Genomic DNA, 21,537 nt, shown 5'->3' with positions numbered 1-21,537 from the left:
AGGAGAAGACCCACCGTCACGGGTTCTCGCCCTTCCCGGCGAGCAACCGCTCCAGCCGGTCGAAGCGTTCGTACAGGGCGCGGGCGGCCTCCTCGCCCAACTCCTGCGCGCCGTGGGCGAGATGGTGGCGGCGGCGCTGTTCACGCCCGACGAACCAGGTGGCGAGGGCCGCGGTGACCAGGCCGTAGGTGGTGATGCCGACGACCATCACCACCGCGCCGACGACCCGGCCCCAGAAGGTGACCGGGAAGAAATCGCCGTACCCGACCGTCGTCGCCGTCTCGATCGACCACCACAGGGCCCTGGGGTACGTCGTCAGGTTGGCGCCGCGGGCTCCGTGTTCGGCGGCGACCACGGCCCACGAGCCGACGAGCATGACCACGCCGAGGACCGCCGTCGCCGCGCCCGCCGCCTTGAGATGGAGCGAGCGGCCCTCCCGGCCGAGCAGCAACTCGACCGCCCTGGTGAGGAATCCGGGCAGCATGGCCACTCCTTCGCGTCACGGTGCCGGGGCCTTTGGCCAGTGTCGGGGCGGGGGCGGTCGGGGGCATGCCGGGCGGGGCGTTCGAGTTGCCGTACGACGTGGGGCGTTGTGCGCTGGAGTGCACGGGTGGCCGACCCGCCCGCCGACAAGACGGAGGACCGTGCCATGACGGCGGAGCCCCGAGCCGTTCCGGAGACCTTCGCGTTCACCTGTGGTGACTGCGGGCACTCCTGGGAGGCCACCTTCCAGGTGATGTTCTTCACCGACCCGACCGACGCCTGCGGGCTGAGGACGCAGGAGTACGTCGACGAGGAGGGCAGGGCCATGCGGTCGCCGCTCGCCGACGCGGTCTGCCCGAAGTGCGGCGGTCGCCGGGTGCGGGTGCTGGAGGCCGGGCTCGCCGAACGGGCCCGCCGCGCGGAACACGAACCCCGGCAGCACCACGAGCACCGGCTCCATCTCCCGCACCGGCATTCCGGCCCGGACGGGCAGCCCACGGACGGCGCCCCCTGACATCCGCCGCTCACCCGAACGGCCCCCTGCGCTGGAGCGCCGGGCGGCCCGATGGTGCCCTGAGGGGGACCGCCACTCCCCCTGGAGGCCCCGTCATGCACCGTCGCCCGTCCTCCCGCCCCGTCCGTGTCCTCGCCGCCGCCCTGGCGGCGGGCACGCTGCTGACCTGCGCGGCCTGCTCCGGTGGCGGCGGTGGGGCGGGCGGTGACAGCGCCTCGGACATCGCCGCCTCCCCGCTCGCCGCGAGGTCCCCGCTCACCTCCCCCCGCACCGGGAAGTCCGCCGCCCCCGGCCTCACCGAGGCGGGGGCCAAGGCCGCGCTGATCACCGAGGCCGACCTGGAGGACAACTGGACCCAGGTCAAGGACGCCGCGACCTGGGGCGACAAACTGGCCATCGGCACGGTGGACGTCGACGCCCTGCTCACCGCGAAGACGAACGCCGCCGACTGCCAGAAGCTCCTCGACGCGCTCTACGGCGACGATCTCCTCGGCAAGCCGTCCGGCGCGTCCGCGCTGACCGGGTTCGAGCAGAGCGAGTCCCGGCTGCTCTACCAGGTCGCCGCCTACGACCGCGCCAAGCTCGACGCCTCCCTGAGCTGGCTGAAGACTCTTCCGGTGAAGTGCGACCAGTTCTCCGCGACCGACTCCAAGGGCGGCCGGCGCACGGTCCAGGTCATCGAGGACTCCGTGCCCGCCGTGGGCGACGCCCGCCAGGGTCTCCAGGTGACCGTGACCAGCACCGGCGCCGCCCAACCCACCACGCTCACCTTGCAGTTGGCCGTCGTCCGGGTCGGTAGCGACGCGATCACCGTCACGTCCGGCGGACTTGAGGGCACCGCGTCCGGCACGACCGAGGCAGCCGTACGGCAGGGCACCTCGCATCTGAAGGACGTACTGGCGGGGAAGACTCCGCCGGCCCAACCCGGCAACCTGGACTGAGAGTTCGGTCCGATCGTCGCGAACCCTTGGGCCGGGTGATCAACTCACGGCACAATGGCGGGGACGGCGACGCGGGCGACAAGGAGTCAGAACGTGAGTGACAGCGACACCCCGGCAGAGGGACCGACCCGGCTCAACACCGGTGTGGCGCACAACGCGCGCGTGTGGAACTACTGGATCGGCGGCAAGGACAACTACGAGATCGACCAGCGGGTCGGCGAGCACGTGGCCGGCCTGTTCCCGGTGATCCGCGAAGTGGCCCGCGCCGACCGGGACTTCCTCGGCCGGGCGGTGCGGTACCTGGCCGGCGAGCGCGGGGTACGGCAGTTCCTCGACATCGGCACCGGACTGCCGACGGTCGACAACACGCACGAGATCGCCCAGCGCGTCGCACCGGACGCGCGGATCGTGTACGTCGACAACGACCCGCTGGTGCTGATCCACGCCCGGACCCTGCTCACGAGCACTCCCGAGGGCGTCACCGACTACATCGACGCGGATGTGCACGACCCGGCGTCGATCGTCGAACGGGCCGCGGACACCCTCGACTTCGAGCGTCCCGTCGCGGTGATGATGCTGGGCATCCTGAACTTCATCCTCGACACCGAGGCAGCCCGCGAGGTCGTGCGCAACGTCATGGCCGCGGTCCCCTCGGGGAGTTTCCTGGTCCTCACCCACCCCACGTTCGACGCCGACCTCGGCGGCGAGGGCAACGTCCCGGCGATGGAGTTCTGGAACGAGAACGCCACTCCCCCGATCACCGCCCGCAGCCGCGCCGACGTCGCCGCCTTCTTCGCGGGCCTCGACCTCCTCGACCCCGGTCTGGTCCCGTGCTCGCGCTGGCGCCCGGACTCCGACTCCCCGGCCGTGGTACCGCAGTTCGGGGCGGTGGCCGTGAAACCCTGACGGCGCAGCCGACCAGGACGCGACCGTGGAGGACGTATGACCACCCTTGCCGACCCACTGCCCGGCGGGCGCCCCGGCGAGGTCGAGCGCGCCACCGCGCTGGCCGCGGAGCTGACCGGGCGAGGGGTGCACGGGATCGTCCTGGCCTATGTCGACACCGCGGGCGTGGGCCGGGTCAAGACGGTCCCGACCTCGAAGCTCGCCGCCGCGGCGGCCTGGGGCGTCGGCATGTCCCCGGTGTTCGACACCTTCCTGGCCGACGACTCCATCGTCACCACCGACGTCCTCGGCTCACCGGACGGCGATCTGCGCCTGTACCCGGACCTCGACCGGCTCGCCGTCCTGGCCGGGCAGCCCGGCTGGGCCTGGGCCCCGGTCGACCGGATCACCCAGGAGGGCGAGCGGCACCCCGGGTGCAGCCGCACGTTCCTGCGCCGGGTGGTCACGGACGCGCGGCGGCGGCACGGGCTCACCTTCCGGGCGGGCATCGAGATCGAGTGGGTCCTCGGCCTCGGCACGGCGGCCGACGGCGCGTTCGTCCCCGCCACGACGGCCCCGGCGTACAGCGCCGCCCGGCAGGTCGAACTCAGCGACTACGGCGCCGAGTTGCTGGCCGCGCTGGCGGCGCAGGGCGTGGCCGTGGACCAGTTCCACCCGGAGTACGCGGCCGGTCAGTTCGAGCTGTCGACCGGCGCGCTCGACCCGGTCGCGGCGGCCGACCTCAGTGTCCTGGTACGGCAGACCGTGCGGGCCGTCTCCGAACGGCACGGCCTGCGCGCCTCGTTCACCCCGGCCGTGCTAGCGCGGGGCGTGGGCAACGGCGGCCACATCCATCTCTCGGCCTGGCGCGCCGGCGCGAACCTGCACACCGGGGGCGAGGGGCGCTACGGCATGACGGCCGACGCCGAGTCGTTCGCGGCCGGTCTCCTCGCCCGCCTCCCGGCTCTCACCGCCGTCACCGCGCCGAGCCCGGCCAGCTACCTCCGCCTGCAACCCTCCCAGTGGGCCGGGGTGTTCACCGCGTGGGGCCGGGAGACCCGCGAGGCGGCGGTGCGTGTCGTCACCGGTACGGCCGGGCTGCGCGCCGAGGCCGCGAACCTGGAGGTGAAGCCGGTCGACCTGGCCGCCAACCCCTACCTCGCCCTCGGCTGTCTGATCACCGCGGGACTCGACGGCCTCACCTCGGCCGCCGCCCTGCCCGAGGAGACCACCAAGGACCCCGCCCACCTCGACACCGCGACGGCAACAGCCCGCGGGGTACGGCGACTTCCGACCTCGCTGGCCGAGGCCGTCGCCGAGTTCCGCGGGGACGCGCTGCTGCGGGCCGCGCTGGACCCGGTGCTCGCGGACGCGGTGATCGCCGTGCGCGAGGGCGAGATCGCGGCCGTGGCCGGTCTGGACGACGAGCGGATCGCGGCGGCCTACCGCTGGAGGTACTGACCATGGGCAGCGGACCGGTCCACGAGGCGCTCGCCGCGCTGGAGTTGGTGGACCACCACTGCCACGGCGTGGTCACCGAGGACCTGGACCGGACGGTCTTCGAGTCACTGCTCACCGAGGGCGACGGCTGGCCCGGCAGCGGGATCTCCGCCTTCGACAGCCCGGTCGGCATCGCCGTACGCCGGTACTGCGCGCCCCTGTTGGACCTGGAGCGGCACGCGCCCGCCGACGTGTACCTCGCCCGGCGTGCCGAGTTGGGCGCGGCCGAGGTCAACCGGCGTTTCCTCGCCGCGGCCGGGACCGGAGTGTTCTGCGTCGACACCGGGTTCGCCCCGCACGCCGTGACCACGCCCGCGCAACTCGCCGGGCTCGCGGGCGCGGTGGCCCATGAGGTCGTACGACTCGAAACCGTCGCGGAGGGGGTGCTCGCGCGGGGTGTCGAACCGGACGGCTACGCCGACGCCTTCCGGGCCGCCGCCCGCGACGCGGTGCGGCGGCCGGGGGTGGTGGGGGTGAAGTCGGTGGCCGCGTACCGGACCGGGTTCGACCTCGACCCCGCCCGGCCCTCGGAGGCGGCGGTGACCCGGGCGGCGCGTAGCTGGCTGGCTCGCGGCGGACGCCTCGAAGACCCGGTGCTGACACGGGAGTTGCTGTGGACGGCGGTCGACCTGGGACTGCCCCTCCAGCTCCACACCGGGTTCGGCGACAACGACATCCGGCTGCACCGCACGGACCCGAGCCTCCTCACGGACTGGCTGCACCTGGTCTCCGGCACGATCCCGGTGCTGTTCCTGCACTGCTGGCCGTACCAGCGTCAGGCCGGCTACCTGGCCGCCGTCTTCGAGCGGGTGTACCTGGATGTGGGGCTCACCCTGCATCATGTAGGTCCGGTCCGGGCTCGGGCGGTGCTGGCGGAGGCGCTGGAGATCACACCGTTCCGCAAACTGCTGTACAGCTCCGACGCCTATGGTCCGGCCGAGTTCTACGGGCTCGGCGCGCTGGCGTTCCGCCGGGGTCTGGGGGATCTTCTCCAGGACCGGGTGGACGCCGACGAACTGGGCCTGCCCGACGCGCTGCGACTGGCGCGCTGGGCGGGAGCGGACAACGCCCGCCGGGTCTACCGGCTCTCCGACGGACACTGAAAGTATGATCAAGCAATGTCTGACATGACCGATACCACGCCCGGTTGGCTGTCCGCCGACGACCTCGAACAGGCACGCGCCCGCATGCCGATCCTGTACGTCGAGGCGGTGCCCGTCCGCGTCGACGACAGCGGCGAGGTGACCAGCATCGGCCTCCTGCTGCGCATCGGCCCCGACGGCACCGTCAACCGCACCCTCGTCTCCGGCCGCGTGCTGCACCACGAGCGGGTCCGCGACGCCCTGCTGCGTCACCTGGAGAAGGACCTCGGCCCGGTCGCGCTGCCCCGCATCCCGTCCTCGCTCCAGCCGTTCACGGTCGCCGAGTACTTCCCGACGCACGGGGTCACGCCGTACCACGACCCCCGGCAGCACGCGGTGTCGCTGGCCTACGTCGTGCCGGTCACCGGTGACTGCCGGCCCCGGCAGGACGCGCTGGACCTGGTGTGGTTCAGCCCGGAGGAGGCCGCCTCGGAGGCCCTGCGCAGCGAAATGCCGGGCGGGCACGGGGTGTTGCTCAAGCAGGCGCTGGCCCATGTGGGCTGCGTGTCCTGACCGGGGCGGCCCCGCCGGCTCAGACTGACTCGCCCGGGCTGCGCTGGCTGGTGCCGGGCTCGCCGTTGTCGCGCCGCCACTCGACGACCAACTCGTCCTTGGTCCCGAAGCGGACCAGATGCCGGCCCACCACGTCCTCCAGTCGATCGAGGAACTCGGGCTCCGCCTCGACCGCGAGCAGCAGCGCCCCCTCGGTGGCGGTCAGCGATCCTGTGCCGTCCTGGAAGACGAGCCGCCCCTGCCCGCTCTCCTCGTCCCAACTCGTCTCGCTGCGCCGGCCCAGGTGGGAGGCGAGCTGCTTGGCGTAGCGCTGCGGTCGGTCGGTGACGACGCGTGCTTCGGACCGGGACATGGACGGCTCCAGGGTGACGTGAGGTGCGCGACGACTCGATGGTGCCGGAGAGTCTCCCCACCCGCACGGCCACGACACCCGGCACGATCCGCAACGTATGGATGCCTTCCCGGTCGCCTTCCCGGTCACCTTCGCGGGGCCGGCAATTCGCGGGCATCAGCGTCAACCTGATTGTTGACGATTTTGCCCGAGATTCATGGAGCGGGGACCGCCGCGAGCACCACCGAGATCGTCCGGTCTCTTTTTTCTGCGCGGTCCATTGATTGTACCGACCGTTAGGTCTAATTTATCGCCTCACTGGACCTCCGCTCCGCTCACTTACGGAAGGCCGCCGATGTCCTCCCAGACTCAGCTCACTCCCCCACGGGACGACGAGAGATCGCCCTCGACGACCCGCAACGTCCTCGTGATCGTCGCTCTCGTGTGGACCGTCCAACTGGTCGCGCTCATCGCCGCGTTGTCCGGCATCGCGCAGGCCGACATCGCGATCCACTTCAGGACCACGGAGATCGCGTGGTTCACCCTGATGACCCTGCTGACCGGGACGTTCTTCCTGCCCTTCGCGGTCAAGGCCGCGGCCATCTTCGGCAAGAAGCGCGTGCTGCTCGTCGCCACCGGCCTCGGGTTCACCGGCGACCTGATCGCCGCCGTCGCCACCGACTACCGCACCCTGCTGATCGGCCGCGGCATCGCGGGCATCTACGCCGCCAGCGCACCGCTCGCCTACGCCATCACCCGCGACATCTTCCCCCGCAAGTGGGTCGGACTCGCCAGCGGCATCCTGGCCGGCGGTGTCGGTCTCGTCGCCTTCGGCGGCCCGTTCCTGTCCGGCTGGCTGCTCGACGACTACGGCTTCCGCGGTGTCCTGTGGTTCATGGCCATCAGCACCGCCGTCAGCTTCCTGCTGGTCCTGGCCTTCGTGCCGGAGAGCCCGATCCGCGCGGCGGCCGGCCGGATGGACTGGGCCGGCGGCCTGCTCCTCGGCGGCGGCGTCACGGCGCTCATCTATGCCGTGGGCCAGGGCACGCACTGGGGCTGGGGCAGCGGCAAGTTCATCGGCTACGTCGTCGGGGCGGCGCTCGCGCTGATCGCGTTCGTCCTCGTGGAGCGCAAGGTCGCCGAACCCCTCTTCCCGCTCTCCATGACCCGCCGCCGCCCGGTGTGGACGGTCCTGCTGGCCACGTCCATCGCGGCCGGGTCGCTCAGCGCCGTGGGCGTGGTGATCCAGCTGCTGATCCTGATGCCGAAGATACCCACCATCTCCGAGGGCCTGGGCTGGTCCGGCACCCACAACGCCATCGTCACCAGCCCGATCAGCGCCATGATCATCATCGGGGCCGTCGGCACCGGTCTGGTCTCCCGCCGGGTGGACGCCCGCATCCTGCTGGGCACCGGCGCCGCGCTCGCGGTCCTTGGCTACGGCATCGGCACCCATCTGCACCACAGCGCCCCGCAGATCATCGAGATGGGCGTGATCGCGGGCCTCGGCACGGGCATCGTGATGGCGATCGTGCCCATCATGATCATCCAGGTGGTCACCCCCGAGGAACAGGCGCTCGCCAACGGCGTCCAGACCCTCGGCCAGGGCGTCGCCCAGATCGTCGTCTCCCAGATCGCCTTCGTCGTGATGGCCCAGCACGGCGCGGTCCTCAAGGGCACCCAGTTCTACCTCGACGCCGGATTCACCAACGGGCTCTGGCTGGTGGTCGGTTGCGTCGCCGTGGGCGCGCTGCTCGTCGCCCTGATCCCCAAGGGCAGGCGCCTCGACGAGGCGGAGGTCGGGCAGGCGGCCTGAAGTCGCTCCACCACGAAGGCCGTTCCCCCGGCGACGGGCGAACGGCCTTCGGGCTGCGGCCGGTTCAGTCGTTGTGCACGTACTCGGCCGCCGCGTCCAGCAGCCAGTCCGTCAGGTACCCGGCGAAGGACGAACGCACCAGCACCCAGAATCCGGCCGCGACCTCGTCCCGGGCGACCAGCACGACCTGCGCGCGGGCCAGCGTGGTCTGGGCGCAGCGGCCGGGACCGAAGGCACGCGGATGCAGGTCCAGGGCGCAGCCGTGCGCGAGCAGATCACGGGCCCGGGCGCCCGAGACGAGCAGGGTGGTGCGCTGGGCGGACACATCGGTGACGGCCACGTGCTCGGCACCGCCCGCCGCCCGGATCCGGTCCTCCAGCTCCCGCTGCGTGTCCGGCGGCCCCACCACCAGCCACTCGTCCGGACCGAGCCACAGCACGGCCGACTCCCCGGCCCGCACCACGGTGTCCGGCTCCAGCGGCAGCGACAGACCGAGCGAGAGTCCTACGGCGTCGGCCGCCGCGCCCTTCGCGTCCAGGCGGACGTTCACCTGGGCCAGGAACGGCAGTTCGGCCAGCCGGACCGCGCCGCCGGAGGCACGGGTCGCGGCGGCCAGCCGGCCCGCGGCACCCGCGAGGGGGCTGCGGCGCGGCACGGAGAGGGCGGTGTCAGCCATCGCGGCGGGCTCCTTCGGGGTCGTAGAGGACGGGGCTCGCGACGGTGACCGGGATCAGCCGGTCGCCGACCGGGGCGTAGAGGCGTTCGCCGATGCGGTCCCGGCCGCCCTTGATCAGGGCGAGGGCGAAGGTGCGGCCGAGGGCGGCGCTGCGGTAGCTGGAGGTGACATGGCCGAGCATCGGGACGGGCGGGGCCGGCAGGACGCTGTCGGCGACGAGCTGGGTGCCCTCGGGGAGGAAGGCGGCCGGGTCGTCGGGGAGCAGGCCGACCAGGTGCTTGCGGTCGGGGCGGACGGCGTCGGCGCGGGCGAAGGAGCGCTTCCCGACGAAGTCGGGCTTCTTCTTGGACACCGCCCAACTCATGCCCAGATCCTGGGGAGTCACCGTGCCGTCGGTGTCCTGGCCGATGATCGGGTAGCCCTTCTCGGCGCGCAGGACGTGCATGGTCTCGGTGCCGTACGGGGTGATGCCGAAGGGGGCACCGGCCTCGTACAGCGCCTCCCACAGGGCGAGTGCCTCCCACGGTGACACGTTGATCTCGTAGGCGAGTTCACCGGAGAAGCTGATCCGGCACACCCTGGCGGCGATGCCCGCGACGGTGGTGTCCCGCCAGGCCATGAACGGGAAGTCGTCGTTGGCGACGGCCAGTTGAGGCGCGAGCGAGCCGAGCACCTCGCGGGAGCGGGGGCCGACCAGGGCGACGGTGGCCCACTGTTCGGTCACCGAGGCGCAGTGGACGCGGAGTTCGGGCCACTCGGTCTGGTGCCACTCCTCCATCCAGTCCAGTACGGCGGCGGCGTTGCCCGTGGTCGTGGTGACCAGGTAGCGGTCCGGGGCGAGGCGGATGGCGGTGCCGTCGTCGAAGACCATGCCGTCCGGGCGGCACATGACGCCGTAACGGATCATGCCGACCTTCAGGTTGCTCATCATGTTGGTGTAGAGCCGGTCGAGGAAGACGGGTGCGTCCGGGCCCTGCACGTCGATCTTGCCGAGGGTGGAGCCGTCCATGAACGCGACGCCCTCGCGGGCCGCCGCGCACTCGCGCAGCACCGCGCTCTCCATGTCCTCGCCGTCCAGCGGGTAGTACCAAGGACGCTTCCACTGGCCGACGTTCTCGAACAGCGCGCCCTGCATGACGTGCCAGTCGTGCAGCGCGGTCGTGCGGACCGGGTCGTGCAGCGGGCCCCGGTCGCGGCCCGCGAGGGCGGCGAAGGAGACGGGGGTGTAGGGCGGGCGGAACGTGGTGGTGCCGAGCGACGACACGTCCACGCCGAGGAGTTCGGCGACCACGCCGCCGGCCAGGATGCCGGAGGTCTTGCCCTGGTCGTTGGCGGTGCCCGCGGTCGTGTAGCGCTTGGTGTGCTCGACCGAGTGGAGGCCTGCGGCGGTGGCGCGGGCCAAGTCGCCCACGGTGACGTCGCGTTGGAGGTCGACGAAGCGGGGGGCGTCGCCGGCGGAGGGGACGAGGAAGACCTGCATGGCGGGGGTGGCGGGAGGTTCGGCGGGCGGCCGGGGCAGGTTCGGTGTCCCGGCGGTGTAGCCCTCGGCCTCGACCGCGCGGGCGCCCGCGGCCGCGCCCTGCGCGAGGACTCCGGCCAGGTCTAGGACACCGTTCGCGCTGCCCGCGACCTCGACGGCCTGCCGGCAGGTGTCGGGGACGAAGGAGCCGAGGGTGTCGTCGTGGCGCAGCCTGCCGCCCGCCTGGCTGAAGAGGTGGGCGACGGGGTTCCAGCCGCCGGACACCAGGAGCAGGTCGGCCGCGAAGTGCCGTGTCGTGCCGGTGGTTTCGGCGTACGGGGCGACCGTCACGGCGGTGAGGCGCGGGGTGCCCTCGGTGGTGACGACGGCGTGTCCGGCCAGCACCTCGATGCCGGCCTCGCGGGCTCGGCGCGCCCACTCGGCGGGTACGGCCGGGCGGGTGTCCACGACGGCGGCGACCCGCACACCCGCCGCCGCCAGGTCCAGGGCCGCCGCGTAGGCGCTGTCGTTGGTGGTGAGGACGACGGCGTGGCGGCCGGGGAGGACGCCGAACCGGTTGACGTAGGCGCGGGCCGAGGCGGCGAGCATCACGCCGGGGCGGTCGTTGTCCGCGAAGGCCAGCGAGCGTTCGTGCGCGCCCGTGGCGAGGACGACGCGGCGGGCCCGGATGCGCCAGACGCGTTCGCGGGAGACGTGCGCGGGGGCGGCGGCCCCGAGGTGGTTGGTGCGGCGTTCGACGGCGAGGAGGTGGTTGTCGTCGTAGTAGCCGAAGACGGTGGTGCGCGGCAGTACGCGCACGTCGGGGGCGGTGGCCAGTTCTTCGGTCAACTCCGCTACCCAGTCCTGGAGTTGGGCTGTGTCCAGGAGGCTGCCGCCGAGTTCGGGGCGGTCGTCGGCGAGGATGACGCGGGCTCCGCTGCGGGCGGCGGCGGCAGCCGCCGCGAGGCCGGCCGGGCCCGCGCCCACGACGAGCAGGTCGCAGTGGGCGTGGACGGCGTCGTAGCGGGCCGGGTCCGGTTCGGTGGCGAGGCGGCCCTGGCCCGGGAGGCTGCTCGCCACCAGGCCGTCGTAGAGCTCGACGGTCGTGGCCGGGAGCATCGGCTCGGGGAACGGGGCCTCGATCTGGATGACGGCGTTCGGTTCTTCGACGCCGGCGCTGAAGATGCCTCGGGGGCGGCCGAGTTTGATGCTGGTGCCGGTCTGGACGACGCCGTTGGCGAGGAGGGCGGAGGCGAGGGTGTCGCCTTGGTGGCCCGTGTATTCGGTTCCGTCGAAGGTGAAGGTGAGGGGGGTGTCTCGATGGATCCGGCCGCGGGTGGGGTGGCGGAACGGAGGAGTGTCGCCCCCGCCGCCCCTGCCCGTCCCGTCCTCCAGGGGCGCTGCCCCTTCGACCCCGTTCCCAGGGGACTGCGCCCCCTGGACCCCCGTCGGCCCTGAAGGGGCCTCGTCCTCGAACGCCGGACGGGCTGATGGTGCGGGCCCGCTCTGAAAGGCGGTCCCGAAATCACCGGCCTCCGGTCGCGGCTCCCCCGCGCGGTACACCGTCAGGATCTCGTTCGTCGAGGTGTCCCGTACCGCGTTGAACCAGCGGCGGCAGCCCGCCGCGTGGCTCCAGCGTTCCGCGAACGGGCCCTTCGGGTTGGCGCGGAAGAAGAGGTAGCGCGCCCATTCCTCGTCGGTCAGGTCGGCCGGGTTCTCCGGGTAGGCCACGTGGGCCTGGCCGCCGTAGTGGAACTCGGCTTCGTCGCGGGGCCCGCACCAGGGGCAGGGGATCAGCAGCATGGTTCGGGCTCCCTAGTGGGCCACCGCGGCGGCACCGTGCTCGTCGACGAGCGCGCCGGTGGTGAAACGGTCGAGCGAGAAGGGGGCGTTGAGGGGGTGGGGGGTGTCGTGGGCGATGGTGTGGGCGTAGACCCAGCCGACACCGGGGGTGGCCTTGAAACCGCCCGTTCCCCAACCGCAGTTCAGGTAGAGGTTGTCGACCGGGGTGAGGCCCACGATGGGTGAGGCGTCGGGGGTGACGTCGACGATGCCGCCCCAGGTGCGCAGGACGTGGGCCCGCGCGAAGACCGGGAACAGCTCCAGCGCCGCCGCCATCTGCTCCTCGATGATGTGGAACGCGCCGCGTTGCGTGTACGAGTTGTACGAGTCGATGCCCGCGCCCATCACCAACTCGCCCTTGTGGGCCTGGCTGACGTACACGTGGACCGCGTTGGACATGACGACCGTGGGGTGGACCGGTTCCAGCAGCTCGGACACCAGCGCCTGCAACGGGTGGCTCTGGAGCGGGAGTTGGATGCCCGCCATGGCCGCGAGGACGGAGCTGTGGCCGGCCGAGCAGAGGGCCACCTTGCCCGCCGCGATCGGGCCGAGGGTGGTCTGGACGCCGACCACCCGGCCGGCCTCGATGTCGAGTCCGGTGACTTCGCAGCTCTGGATGATGTCGATGCCCGCGGCGTCCGCCGAGCGGGCCAGGCCCCAGGCGACGTGGTCGTGCTTGGCGATGCCCGCGCGCGGCTGGTAGGTGCCGCCCAGGACCGGATAGCGCACGTCCGGTGCGGTGTTGACGATCGGGCAGACCTCCTTGACCTGCCGTTCGTCCAGCCATTCGGCGTCCACGCCGTTGAGCCTGTTCGCCTCGACCCGGCGCACGCTGTCGCGGACGTCCTGAAGGCTGTGGGCGAGGTTCAGCACTCCTCGCTGGGAGAAGAGGATCGGGTAGTCGAGTTCCTCCTCCAGTCCCTCCCACAGCTTCAGCGCGTGCTCGTAGATGCCCGCGCTCTCGTCCCACAGGTAGTTGGAGCGGATGATCGTTGTGTTGCGGGCCATGTTGCCGCCCGCGAGCCAGCCCTTCTCCAGGACCGCCACGTTCGTGATGCCGTGGTTCTTCGCCAGGTAGTGGGCGGTGGCCAGGCCGTGGCCGCCGCCGCCGACCACGATCACGTCGTAGGAGCGTTTCGGCTCGGGGGTGCGCCAGAGCCAGTCGGGGTGTTCGGGGAGGTCGGCGCCCGGGGTGCGCGGGGTCATCGGGGGTCGGCCTCCTCGGACAGGTGCGGGTAGAGCGGGTGCTTGGCCGCCAGCGCCTCGGTGCGGGCGCGCAACGCGCCCAGGTCCGGGGCGGGTTGGAGGGCGAGCGCGATCACGTCGGAGACCTCGGCGAAGTCCTCCTCCGTGAAGCCGCGTGTCGCCAGCGCCGGGGTGCCGATGCGCAGCCCGGACGTGACCATGGGCGGGCGCGGGTCGAAGGGGACGGCGTTGCGGTTGACGGTGATGCCGATCTCGTGGAGGAGGTCCTCGGCCTGCCTGCCGTCCAGTTCCGCGTCGCGCAGGTCGACGAGGACGAGGTGGACGTCCGTGCCGCCGGTGAGGACCTTCACTCCGGCGGCGGCCACGTCGGCGCGGGTGAGGCGTTCGGCGAGGATGCGGGAGCCGGCGAGGGTGCGGGCCTGGCGTTCGGCGAACTCGGGTGAGGCCGCGACCTTGAAGGAGACCGCCTTCGCGGCGATGACATGCTCCAGGGGGCCGCCCTGCATGCCGGGGAACACCGCCGAGTTGATCTTCTTGGCGAGGTCGGCGTCGTCGGTGAGGACGACTCCGCCGCGCGGGCCGCCGAGTGTCTTGTGGGTGGTCGTCGTGGTCACATGGGCGTGCGGGACGGGGCTGGGGTGCAGGCCCGCCGCCACCAGGCCCGCGAAGTGCGCCATGTCGACCATCAGGAGCGCGCCCACCTCGTCGGCGATCCGCCGGAATTCCGCGAAGTCCAGCTGCCGTGGGTACGCCGACCAGCCCGCGATGATCATCTTGGGGCGGTGCTCCTTGGCGAGGCGCTCCACCTCGTCCATGTCGACCAGGTTGTCGGTCTCGGAGACGTGGTAGGGCACCACGTTCAGCATCTTGCCGCTGTAGTTGAGGCGCATGCCGTGGGTGAGGTGGCCGCCGTGCGCGAGGTCGAGGCCGAGGACGGTGTCGCCGGGCTTCAACAGGGCGAAGAACACGGCCGTGTTGGCCTGGGCCCCCGAGTGCGGCTGGACGTTGGCGAAGCCCGCGCCGAAGAGCGACTTGATCCGCTCGATCGCCAACCGCTCGGTGACGTCGACGTGTTCGCAGCCGCCGTAGTAGCGGCGGCCGGGGTAGCCCTCCGCGTACTTGTTGGTGAGGACCGAGCCCTGTGCCTCCAGTACGGCGGAGGGCGCGAAGTTCTCGGAGGCGATCATCTCCAGCGTGTCCTGCTGGCGGTGGAGTTCGGCGCGGAGCGCGGCGTGGACCTCGGGGTCCAGTTCGGCGAGGGGGGTGTTGAGCGCGTTCATTCGGCGTTCGTGTCCTTCCGGCTGGGCCTGTCCGGCGGAGCAGGTCGCAGGAAAACCAGGGCGCCTGATCGACGCCGGTGAGCGGGGCGTGGTGCGTGCAGCTGCAAGGCGGAGGAGGGAGTCGACGCGGAGCGTCGGCGAGTGACGACAACGCGGCAGATGTGCGTGCCACGCCCCGCGTCTGCGGCATGATCCGCCGGACAGGCCCTACCCGCGGAGGCGGGACATCGTCGGGTCGAACAGGGGCTCCGCCGCGACGACCGCCTCGACGCGTTCGTCGAAGTAGCCGATGTGCAACGTCGTTCCGGGGGTGGTGAGTTCGGTCGGCAGCCAGGCGTAGGCGATGCCCTTGCCGATCGTGTAGCCGTAGGCCGCGCTGGTGACGTAGCCGACCGCGCGCTCGCCGTCGTAGACCGGCTCCTTGCCCATGACGACCGAGCGGGGGTCGTCGATGGTGAGGCAGGTCAACTGCCTTTTTACGTCGGCCTTTCGGCGTTCCAGGGCCGCCTTGCCGACGAAGTCTCCCTTGTCGAGCTTGACGGCGAAGCCGACGCCGGCCTCGTAGGGGTCGTGTTCGTAGGTCATGTCGGTGCCGAAGGAGCGGTAGCCCTTCTCCAGGCGGAGGCTGTTGAAGGCGCCGCGGCCCGCGATGACACCGCCGAGGGGCTTGGCCGCCTGCCACAGGGTGTCCCAGAGTTTCTGGCCCTGGTCGGCGGTGGTGTACAGCTCCCAGCCGAGTTCGCCGACGTAGGACAGGCGCATGGCGGTGACGGGGACCGTGCCGATGTAGGCCTGCTTGGCGCGGAAGTACTTGAGGCCCTCGTTGGTGAAGTCCTCGTCGGTCAGGGGCTGGAGGACCTTGCGGGCCAGCGGTCCCCACAGGCCGATGCAGCAGGTGCCGGGGGTGATGTCGCGGACCTGGACCGTGCCGTCGGCGGGGAGGTGGCGGGTGAACCAGTCGAGGTCGAGGTTGCCGTTGGCGCCCACCTGGAAGCGGTCGCGGGCCAGCCGGGCGACGGTGATGTCGCTGCGGATGCCGCCGTCCTCGTCGAGCAGGAGGGTGTACGTCACGGAGCCGACCGACTTGGCGACCTTGCCGGTGACCAGGCCCTCCAGGAGGTCGGCGGCGCCGGGGCCGGTCACTTCGAGGCGTTTGAGGGCCGTCATGTCGTACAGCGCGACGGTCTCGCGGGTGGCCTGGGCCTCGGCGCCGACGATGGGCGACCAGTACTGGGCGGCCCAGTCGTTCGGGGTCGGGATCGAACGGCCTTCCACCAGGCCCGCGTTGGCCTCGTACCACTGCGGGCGTTCCCAGCCGTTGGCCTCCAGGAAGAACGCGCCGTGTTCCCGCTGGCGGGTGTGGAAGGGGCTGGTGCGGATCGGGCGCGGCTTCCCGGACGGCTGGAGCGGGTGGAGGATGTCGTAGACCTCGACGAAGTTCTGGCAGTCGCGCGCCAGGACGTATTCCGGGGCGAGTTGGTGCGGTTCGAAGCGGTTGACGTCGCACTCGTGGAGGTCGAAGGACGAGCAGTGGCCGTCGACCAGCCACTCGGCCATGGCGCGGCCGACGCCCGCCGAGTGCGTGACCCAGACGGCCTCGGCGACCCAGAAGCCCTTGACGTCCGGGGACTCGCCGAGGAGCGGGAAGTTGTCGGTGGTGAAGGAGAAGAGGCCGTTGATGCCCTCCTCGACCTTCGCGTCCTTCGTGGCGGGGAGGAGCGACTGCGTCTGCGTCCAGGCCTCGGCGAAGTCGTCCTCGGTGAACTTGAGGACGGACGGCATGGTGTCGGCCTCGTCGACGGAGAGGATGTCGTCGGCGGAGATCGGCATCGGGCGGTGGCCGTAGTAGCCGATGCCGATGGCGTCGAAGCGGTCGCGGTAGTAGAGGTCGGCGTCCTGGTGGCGCAGGATCGGGCGGACCGCCTCCTCGGTCTGGCCGGCGAGGGCGGGGACCGGGCCGGTCCAGGCGAGCTGGTGGCCGAGCGGGGTCAGCGGGAGGTTCATGCCGACCATGCGGGCGATCCGCGGGCCCCAGATGCCGGCGCAGCACACGACAATGTCGGCGGGGATCTCGCCCTGGTCGGTGCGGACGCCGGTGACGCGGCCGTCGGCGCGCTGGACGTCCAGGACCTCGTGGCGGGCGAGGAAGCGCACTCCGCGCCCGGTGGCGCGGCGGATCTGGGCCTCCACCGCGAGAACGGCCTTGGCGAGGCCGTCGGTGGGGACCAGGAGGCCGCCGAGGACCTTGTCCGCGTTGAGGAGCGGGTGCTGTGCGACGCACTCCTCGGGGGTGAGCAGGCGGGCCTCGATGCCCCAGGCGGTGATCCAGCCGTGGCGGCGGTGGAGTTCGGCGACGCGCTCGGGGGTGGTGGCGACTTCGAGGCCGCCGACCTGGAGGAAGCAGGGCTTGCCGTCGACGTCGAGGGAGCAGAACTTCTCGACGGTGTAGCGGGCCAACTCGGTCATGGTCTTGGAGGAGTTGGTCTGGAAGACCAGTCCGGGCGCGTGCGAGGACGACCCCCCGGTGGCGGGCAGCGGGCCCTGGTCGACCACGGTCACTTCGGTCCAGCCTCGCGCGGAGATCTCGTCCGCGAGCGCCGCCCCCACGACGCCCGCTCCGATGATGACCACTCGGGGTCCCGCCATCGCCGCACCTCCGGCTAGAAAGCAATCCGGTTGCTGTCTGCGCAACATGCTTCAGGTTGCGCAACTCAATGTGCCCGGCGCGAGGAGCGGGTGTCAAGAGGCCCGGGACGCCGGGCGACACCCCTGATCACCGGCCGGAAAACGCCGATGCCCGGTGGGCGGTGCGCATCCGCGCGCACCGCCCACCGGGCAGGGACAACCGGCTTTCCGCTCCGGCTACTTGAGCCAGGCGTCCACCTTGGACTGGTTGGCGTCGACCCACTTCTTCGCCGCCGCGTCGTCGGACAGCTTGTCCTGGGCGATGTACTTGGCGACGGTGTTCTGGTCGTCGTTGGTCCAGTTGAAGTTCTTCACCAGGTTGTAGGCGGGGCTGCCCGACTTGGCGAACTTCGCGCTGACGATCTTGTCGAGGTCGTAGACCGGGTAGTCGCAGGCGATCTTCGCCGCGTCGGCGTCGCAGCCCGCCTTGTACGCGGGCAGGGCGACCTTCTTGAGCGCGACCTCGGAGAGGAACCACTGCGGCTCGTAGAAGTAGCCGATGACCCACTGCTTGTTCTTCTCGGCGGTGCGGAAGGCCTGGATGAGGGCGGTCTCGCTGCCCGCGTACACCACCTTGAAGTCGAGCTTCAGGTTCTTCACCAGCGCGGCGTCGTTGGTGACGTACGACGGGTCGCCGTCGAGGAGTTGGCCCTTGCCGCCCGACTCGGAGGTCTTGAACTTGGACGCGTACTTGTTGAGGTTCTCGTAGTTCAGGATGTCGGGGTGCGCCTTGGCCAGCCACGGCGGCACGTACCAGCCGATGATGCCTTTGTTGCCGGTCTGGCCGGCCTCGACGGCGGTCTTCTGGCCGGTGATGTACTTCTTCTTGAGGTCGTCGTGGCCCCAGTTCTCCAGGACCGCGTCGACCTCGCCGGTCCCGAAGCCCTGCCAGGCGATCTCCTCTTTCAGGTCCTTCTTGTTGACCGTACAGCCGAGTTGGTGCTGGGCGACGTACGCGACGACCGCCGCGTCCGCCTCGTAGCCCACCCACGGGTTGACCGCGAGGTTGAAGGTCCCGCACTTGGCCGAGCTGCCCGAGCTGCTGCCGGAGCCGGAGCCGGACGACGTGTCGCCGACCTTCGCGCCGCCGCAGGCGGTCAGGGTGAGGCCGAGAACGGCCAGGCCGGCCGCGCCGGTTCGCCAGTGTCTTGCCATGGTGTCGAGCTCCTTTAAGCGCTGGTTCGGCGCGCCGCCGCCTGCGTGATCCGGTCGAACATGACTCCGAGCAGTACGATGGCCAGCCCCGCCGCCAGGCCCTTGCCGTACAGCTCGCTCTGCGAGAAGCCGGCCACGACGTCGTAGCCGAGGGCGCCGGCTCCCACCAGGCCGCCCACAACAACCATCGACAGCACGTAGATCAGGCCCTGGTTGGTCGCGAGAGTCAGGGCGCTGCGTGCCATCGGCAGTTGAACCTTGGTGATGATCTGCCAGGTGTTGCACCCGGCGGCCGTGGCCGCCTCGACGGTGGTCTCGGGCACGTCCCGCACTCCGTCGGCGGTAATCTTGATGGCGACCGGTACGGCGTACACGACGGCGGCGACGATCGCGGTGAAGCGGGTCGCGCCGAACAGCGCCAGGAACGGCACCAGATAGACGAACGGCGGCATGACCTGCGCCGCGTCCAGTGTGGGCCGCAACAGCCGGTCCACCAGCGTGCTGCGCCCCATCCATACGCCGAGCACGACGCCGAACACCATCACGATCACGGTGGCCACGACGGTCGAGGCCAGTGTCGTCATCGCGTCCGACCACACTCCGGTGCCCACCAGCAGCCCCACGCAGACGGCGGTCGTGACCCCGGAGCGCCAGCCGCCGACCACCACGCCGATCCCGACGAGGGCCGCGCCGACCAGCCACCACGGGGAGTCGGTGAGCAGCGACTGGAACGGGTTGAGCAGACCGTTGGTGATCGCGTCCCGGAAGGCGTTGGTGACGCCGGAGAGGTTGTCCTGCGCCCAGGTCGTCACGCTGTCCGCCGCGTCGGCGATGTGGGTGCCGGTGGTGCCGTCGCCGGGGAACTGCGCCGCCCAGAGGTAGGTGTGCGACAGATAGATCAGTACGACGACGGCCGCGGCGCCCGAACCGAGCAGCGGGCGGCGCCACTTGAGGAAGCGGCCGGTGGAGTTGCGGGCCTGTTCCGCCCTGGTGCTGGAGGCGGTGGTGACCCGGTCCAGGACGATCGCCATGATGACGATCGCGAGGCCCGCGTTGAAGGCCGTACCGACGTCGAGCGACTGGAGGGCCTGCATGACGGTCTTGCCGAGGCCGGGCGCGTCGATCAGGGCGGCGATGGTGACCATGGCGAGGGCGGCCATGATGGTCTGGTTGACGCCCATCACCACGGTCCGCTTGGCCATCGGCAGCAGCACCTTCAGCAGGGACTGCCAGCGGGTCGAGCCCATCGAGTCGGCCGCCTCCACGGTCGTCTCCGGGACGTTGCGGATGCCGTGCGCGGTGATGCGGATCGCGGGCGGGGCCGCGTAGATGACCGTGGCGATCACGGCGGAGGCCGGGCCGATGAGGAAGATCAGGGTCAGCGGCGCGAGGTAGACGAAGGTCGGCATCGTCTGCATGAAGTCGAGGAAGGGCGTGATGATCCGGTTGAAGCGGTCCGACAGCCCCGCCCACACCCCCAGCGGGATCGCGAACACCAGCGCCACGAGGACCGCGGAGAGGGTGAGCGCCAGGGTGTCCATGCTCTCCTGCCACAGGCCCTGGAGCCCGAAGAAGGCGAAGCCGGCCACGGCGAGGAGCGCGACCCGCCAGTTGCCGACGGCCCAGGACACGAAGCCGGCGATGCCGACGACCCCGAGCCAGCCGATCTGCGGCACCGGCCGGTCGCCGCTCGGCTGCGAGATCAGGTCCTGCACGAAGGTCACCAGGTTGTCGATGACCAGCCGGATCTCGTTGAAGAAGTAGAGGAAGAGCGGGTTGGAGTTGCGGTTGGCGCCGACCGAGTCGTTGAGGTCGTTGAACCACCGGTGCAGCCCGGTGAGATCGGCCGCCGCGAGCGTCAGCGTCTGCTTCCCGCGCAGCACGGCGAACAGCACCAGCCATACGACGAGGATCGCGCCCACCATCATGGAGCGGGTGATCCTGCGGCGCGGGCGCCTCAAGTCCGGCTCGGAACGGCCGACTTGCTGCGCGGGCTCCGGTTTCTCCACGGCGACGGTCATCACGCGTCGCCTTCCCGACCGGCGACGACCGCGAGGATCTCCTCGTCGCCGACGATGCCGAGGAGCTTGCCGTTCTCCACGACCTTGACCGGCCGGTCGGCCGCGAGCACCGCGCGCGTGGCCTCGCGCACCACGACGTCCGGGCCCAACTCCGGTCCGTCCAGGGGGTCGTCGTCGACGGCGGGCCGCATGATCCAGCGCAGGGTCAGGACGTCACCGCGCGGTACGTCCTTCACGAACTCGCGCACGTAGTCGTCGGCGGGAGCGCCCACGAGCTCGTCGCCCGTCCCGCACTGCACCATCTTGCCGTCGCGCATGATGAGGATGCGGTCGCCCAGCTTGAGGGCCTCGGACAGGTCGTGGGTGATGAACACCATGGTCTTGCCGACCTCGTGGTGCAGCCGGATGACCTCGTTCTGCATGTCGCGGCGGATCAGCGGGTCGAGCGCGGAGAACGGTTCGTCGAAGAGGAGGACGTCCGGGTCACCCGCCAACGCCCGTGCCAGGCCCACGCGTTGCTGCATACCGCCGGAGAGCTGGTCGGGGTAGGAGTTCTCGTATCCGGCCAGCCCCACCAACTCCACGACCTCCAGGGCCCGTCGGGTGCGCTCGGCCTTGCTCGTGCCGCGGATCTCCAGGCCGAACGACACGTTGTCGACGACCCGGCGGTGCGGCAGCAGCCCGAAGTGCTGGAAGACCATGGAGAACTTGCGGCGGCGCAGCTCGCGCAGCCGCTTGGCGTCCGCGTCCCGGATGTCCTCGCCCTCGAAGACGATCTCCCCGGCGGTGGGTTCGATCAGCCGGGTCAGACATCGCACCAGGGTGGACTTCCCGGAGCCGGACAGGCCCATGACGACGAAGACCTCGCCGGGCGAGACCTCGAAGTTCACATCGCGTACGGCGGCGGTGCAGCCGGTGCGGTCCATCAGCTCGCGTCGGGTGAGCCCGCACAGTTCCTCTGAGTCGGGTACCTGGTCCGCCTTCGGCCCGAACACCTTCCACAGCTTGCGCACGGAGATGACCGGGGTGGGGCCCGAGTCCTGGGGCGTGCCGCGCCGCTGCGGCACCTCGGTCTGTGCTGGGGTCAC

The 21,537-nt window shown here is 71.3% G+C and carries 17 protein-coding genes; 7 read left to right on the top strand and 10 right to left on the bottom strand.

What is annotated here, in order from left to right; translation table 11 throughout:
* Positions 1 to 16: 16 nt before the first annotated feature.
* Positions 17 to 484 (bottom strand): ion channel, encoded by a 468-nt coding sequence (locus ACIQPR_RS39135; protein ID WP_403658822.1) that lies wholly within the window; start codon positions 482 to 484, stop codon positions 17 to 19.
* 126 nt (positions 485 to 610) lie between these two features.
* Here ACIQPR_RS39135 and ACIQPR_RS39130 point away from each other — a divergent pair, with 126 nt between their 5' ends.
* From ACIQPR_RS39130 to ACIQPR_RS39105, 6 genes are all read left to right on the top strand, one after another.
* Positions 611 to 997, top strand: coding sequence for a hypothetical protein (locus ACIQPR_RS39130; protein WP_403658819.1), 387 nt, complete (start codon positions 611 to 613; stop codon positions 995 to 997).
* A gap of 95 nt (positions 998 to 1,092) precedes the next feature.
* Positions 1,093 to 1,938 (top strand): hypothetical protein, encoded by an 846-nt coding sequence (locus ACIQPR_RS39125; protein ID WP_403658816.1) that lies wholly within the window; start codon positions 1,093 to 1,095, stop codon positions 1,936 to 1,938.
* A gap of 93 nt (positions 1,939 to 2,031) precedes the next feature.
* Positions 2,032 to 2,844 (top strand): SAM-dependent methyltransferase, encoded by an 813-nt coding sequence (locus ACIQPR_RS39120; RefSeq protein WP_403658813.1) that lies wholly within the window; start codon positions 2,032 to 2,034, stop codon positions 2,842 to 2,844.
* Positions 2,845 to 2,880: 36 nt separating this feature from the next.
* The gene (locus tag ACIQPR_RS39115) at positions 2,881 to 4,284 is read left to right on the top strand and encodes a glutamine synthetase (RefSeq protein ID WP_403658810.1); all 1,404 of its coding nucleotides are present in this window, start codon (positions 2,881 to 2,883) and stop codon (positions 4,282 to 4,284) included.
* 2 nt (positions 4,285 to 4,286) lie between these two features.
* Complete coding sequence (locus ACIQPR_RS39110) at positions 4,287 to 5,426, top strand: amidohydrolase family protein (protein WP_403658807.1); 1,140 nt, start codon at positions 4,287 to 4,289, stop codon at positions 5,424 to 5,426.
* A gap of 24 nt (positions 5,427 to 5,450) precedes the next feature.
* Positions 5,451 to 5,978, top strand: coding sequence for an NUDIX hydrolase family protein (locus ACIQPR_RS39105; protein WP_200691501.1), 528 nt, complete (start codon positions 5,451 to 5,453; stop codon positions 5,976 to 5,978).
* A 19-nt stretch (positions 5,979 to 5,997) separates the two neighbouring features.
* On the opposite strand, the gene ACIQPR_RS39100 is transcribed toward ACIQPR_RS39105, so the two are convergent.
* On the bottom strand, positions 5,998 to 6,330 hold the full coding sequence (locus tag ACIQPR_RS39100; RefSeq protein ID WP_403658804.1) for a DUF2218 domain-containing protein: 333 nt from the start codon (positions 6,328 to 6,330) through the stop codon (positions 5,998 to 6,000).
* Positions 6,331 to 6,664: 334 nt separating this feature from the next.
* Here ACIQPR_RS39100 and ACIQPR_RS39095 point away from each other — a divergent pair, with 334 nt between their 5' ends.
* Complete coding sequence (locus tag ACIQPR_RS39095) at positions 6,665 to 8,125, top strand: MFS transporter (protein ID WP_403658801.1); 1,461 nt, start codon at positions 6,665 to 6,667, stop codon at positions 8,123 to 8,125.
* A 64-nt stretch (positions 8,126 to 8,189) separates the two neighbouring features.
* On the opposite strand, the gene ACIQPR_RS39090 is transcribed toward ACIQPR_RS39095, so the two are convergent.
* From ACIQPR_RS39090 to ACIQPR_RS39055, 8 genes are all read right to left on the bottom strand, one after another.
* Entirely contained in the window at positions 8,190 to 8,801 is a 612-nt protein-coding gene (locus ACIQPR_RS39090; RefSeq protein WP_403658798.1) for a sarcosine oxidase subunit gamma, read from the bottom strand.
* On the bottom strand, positions 8,794 to 12,063 hold the full coding sequence (locus tag ACIQPR_RS39085) for a sarcosine oxidase subunit alpha family protein (protein WP_403658795.1): 3,270 nt from the start codon (positions 12,061 to 12,063) through the stop codon (positions 8,794 to 8,796). The genes ACIQPR_RS39090 and ACIQPR_RS39085 overlap by 8 nt, the downstream gene beginning before the upstream one ends.
* A gap of 12 nt (positions 12,064 to 12,075) precedes the next feature.
* A complete protein-coding gene (locus ACIQPR_RS39080) occupies positions 12,076 to 13,308 on the bottom strand; it encodes a sarcosine oxidase subunit beta family protein (RefSeq protein ID WP_403658792.1) in 1,233 nt (410 codons plus the stop codon).
* Complete coding sequence (glyA, locus tag ACIQPR_RS39075; RefSeq protein WP_403658789.1) at positions 13,305 to 14,588, bottom strand: serine hydroxymethyltransferase; 1,284 nt, start codon at positions 14,586 to 14,588, stop codon at positions 13,305 to 13,307. Before glyA ends, ACIQPR_RS39080 begins: the two co-directional genes overlap by 4 nt.
* A gap of 207 nt (positions 14,589 to 14,795) precedes the next feature.
* Positions 14,796 to 17,234: an FAD-dependent oxidoreductase gene (locus ACIQPR_RS39070; RefSeq protein WP_403658786.1), complete on the bottom strand. Its 2,439-nt coding sequence runs from the start codon at positions 17,232 to 17,234 to the stop codon at positions 14,796 to 14,798.
* Between the two features lie 216 nt (positions 17,235 to 17,450).
* Positions 17,451 to 18,428, bottom strand: coding sequence for an ABC transporter substrate-binding protein (locus ACIQPR_RS39065; protein ID WP_403658783.1), 978 nt, complete (start codon positions 18,426 to 18,428; stop codon positions 17,451 to 17,453).
* Between the two features lie 14 nt (positions 18,429 to 18,442).
* Positions 18,443 to 20,449: an ABC transporter permease gene (locus tag ACIQPR_RS39060; RefSeq protein WP_403658780.1), complete on the bottom strand. Its 2,007-nt coding sequence runs from the start codon at positions 20,447 to 20,449 to the stop codon at positions 18,443 to 18,445.
* The gene (locus ACIQPR_RS39055) at positions 20,449 to 21,537 is read right to left on the bottom strand and encodes a glycine betaine/L-proline ABC transporter ATP-binding protein (RefSeq protein WP_403658777.1); all 1,089 of its coding nucleotides are present in this window, start codon (positions 21,535 to 21,537) and stop codon (positions 20,449 to 20,451) included. Before ACIQPR_RS39055 ends, ACIQPR_RS39060 begins: the two co-directional genes overlap by 1 nt.

Origin of the sequence: Streptomyces sp. NPDC091280 (genome assembly GCF_044768565.1) — a bacterium.
GTDB lineage: Bacteria > Actinomycetota > Actinomycetes > Streptomycetales > Streptomycetaceae > Streptomyces.
The sequence above is the reverse complement of the archived record's forward strand: the minus strand, read 5'-3'. Positions and strand labels throughout refer to the sequence as shown.

Bases quoted from the DNA above. Each gene is read 5' to 3' on its own strand.
- ACIQPR_RS39070 (WP_403658786.1), bottom strand. From the start codon at position 17,234: ATGGCGGGACCCCGAGTGGTCATCATCGGAGCGGGCGTCGTGGGGGCG.
- ACIQPR_RS39105 (WP_200691501.1), top strand. From the start codon at position 5,451: ATGACCGATACCACGCCCGGTTGGCTGTCCGCCGACGACCTCGAACAG.
- ACIQPR_RS39110 (WP_403658807.1), top strand. From the start codon at position 4,287: ATGGGCAGCGGACCGGTCCACGAGGCGCTCGCCGCGCTGGAGTTGGTG.
- ACIQPR_RS39080 (WP_403658792.1), bottom strand. From the start codon at position 13,308: ATGACCCCGCGCACCCCGGGCGCCGACCTCCCCGAACACCCCGACTGG.
- ACIQPR_RS39095 (WP_403658801.1), top strand. From the start codon at position 6,665: ATGTCCTCCCAGACTCAGCTCACTCCCCCACGGGACGACGAGAGATCG.
- ACIQPR_RS39090 (WP_403658798.1), bottom strand. From the start codon at position 8,801: ATGGCTGACACCGCCCTCTCCGTGCCGCGCCGCAGCCCCCTCGCGGGT.
- glyA (WP_403658789.1), bottom strand. From the start codon at position 14,588: ATGAACGCGCTCAACACCCCCCTCGCCGAACTGGACCCCGAGGTCCAC.
- ACIQPR_RS39065 (WP_403658783.1), bottom strand. From the start codon at position 18,428: ATGGCAAGACACTGGCGAACCGGCGCGGCCGGCCTGGCCGTTCTCGGC.
- ACIQPR_RS39125 (WP_403658816.1), top strand. From the start codon at position 1,093: ATGCACCGTCGCCCGTCCTCCCGCCCCGTCCGTGTCCTCGCCGCCGCC.
- ACIQPR_RS39060 (WP_403658780.1), bottom strand. From the start codon at position 20,449: ATGACCGTCGCCGTGGAGAAACCGGAGCCCGCGCAGCAAGTCGGCCGT.
- ACIQPR_RS39135 (WP_403658822.1), bottom strand. From the start codon at position 484: ATGCTGCCCGGATTCCTCACCAGGGCGGTCGAGTTGCTGCTCGGCCGG.
- ACIQPR_RS39085 (WP_403658795.1), bottom strand. From the start codon at position 12,063: ATGCTGCTGATCCCCTGCCCCTGGTGCGGGCCCCGCGACGAAGCCGAG.
- ACIQPR_RS39100 (WP_403658804.1), bottom strand. From the start codon at position 6,330: ATGTCCCGGTCCGAAGCACGCGTCGTCACCGACCGACCGCAGCGCTAC.
- ACIQPR_RS39115 (WP_403658810.1), top strand. From the start codon at position 2,881: ATGACCACCCTTGCCGACCCACTGCCCGGCGGGCGCCCCGGCGAGGTC.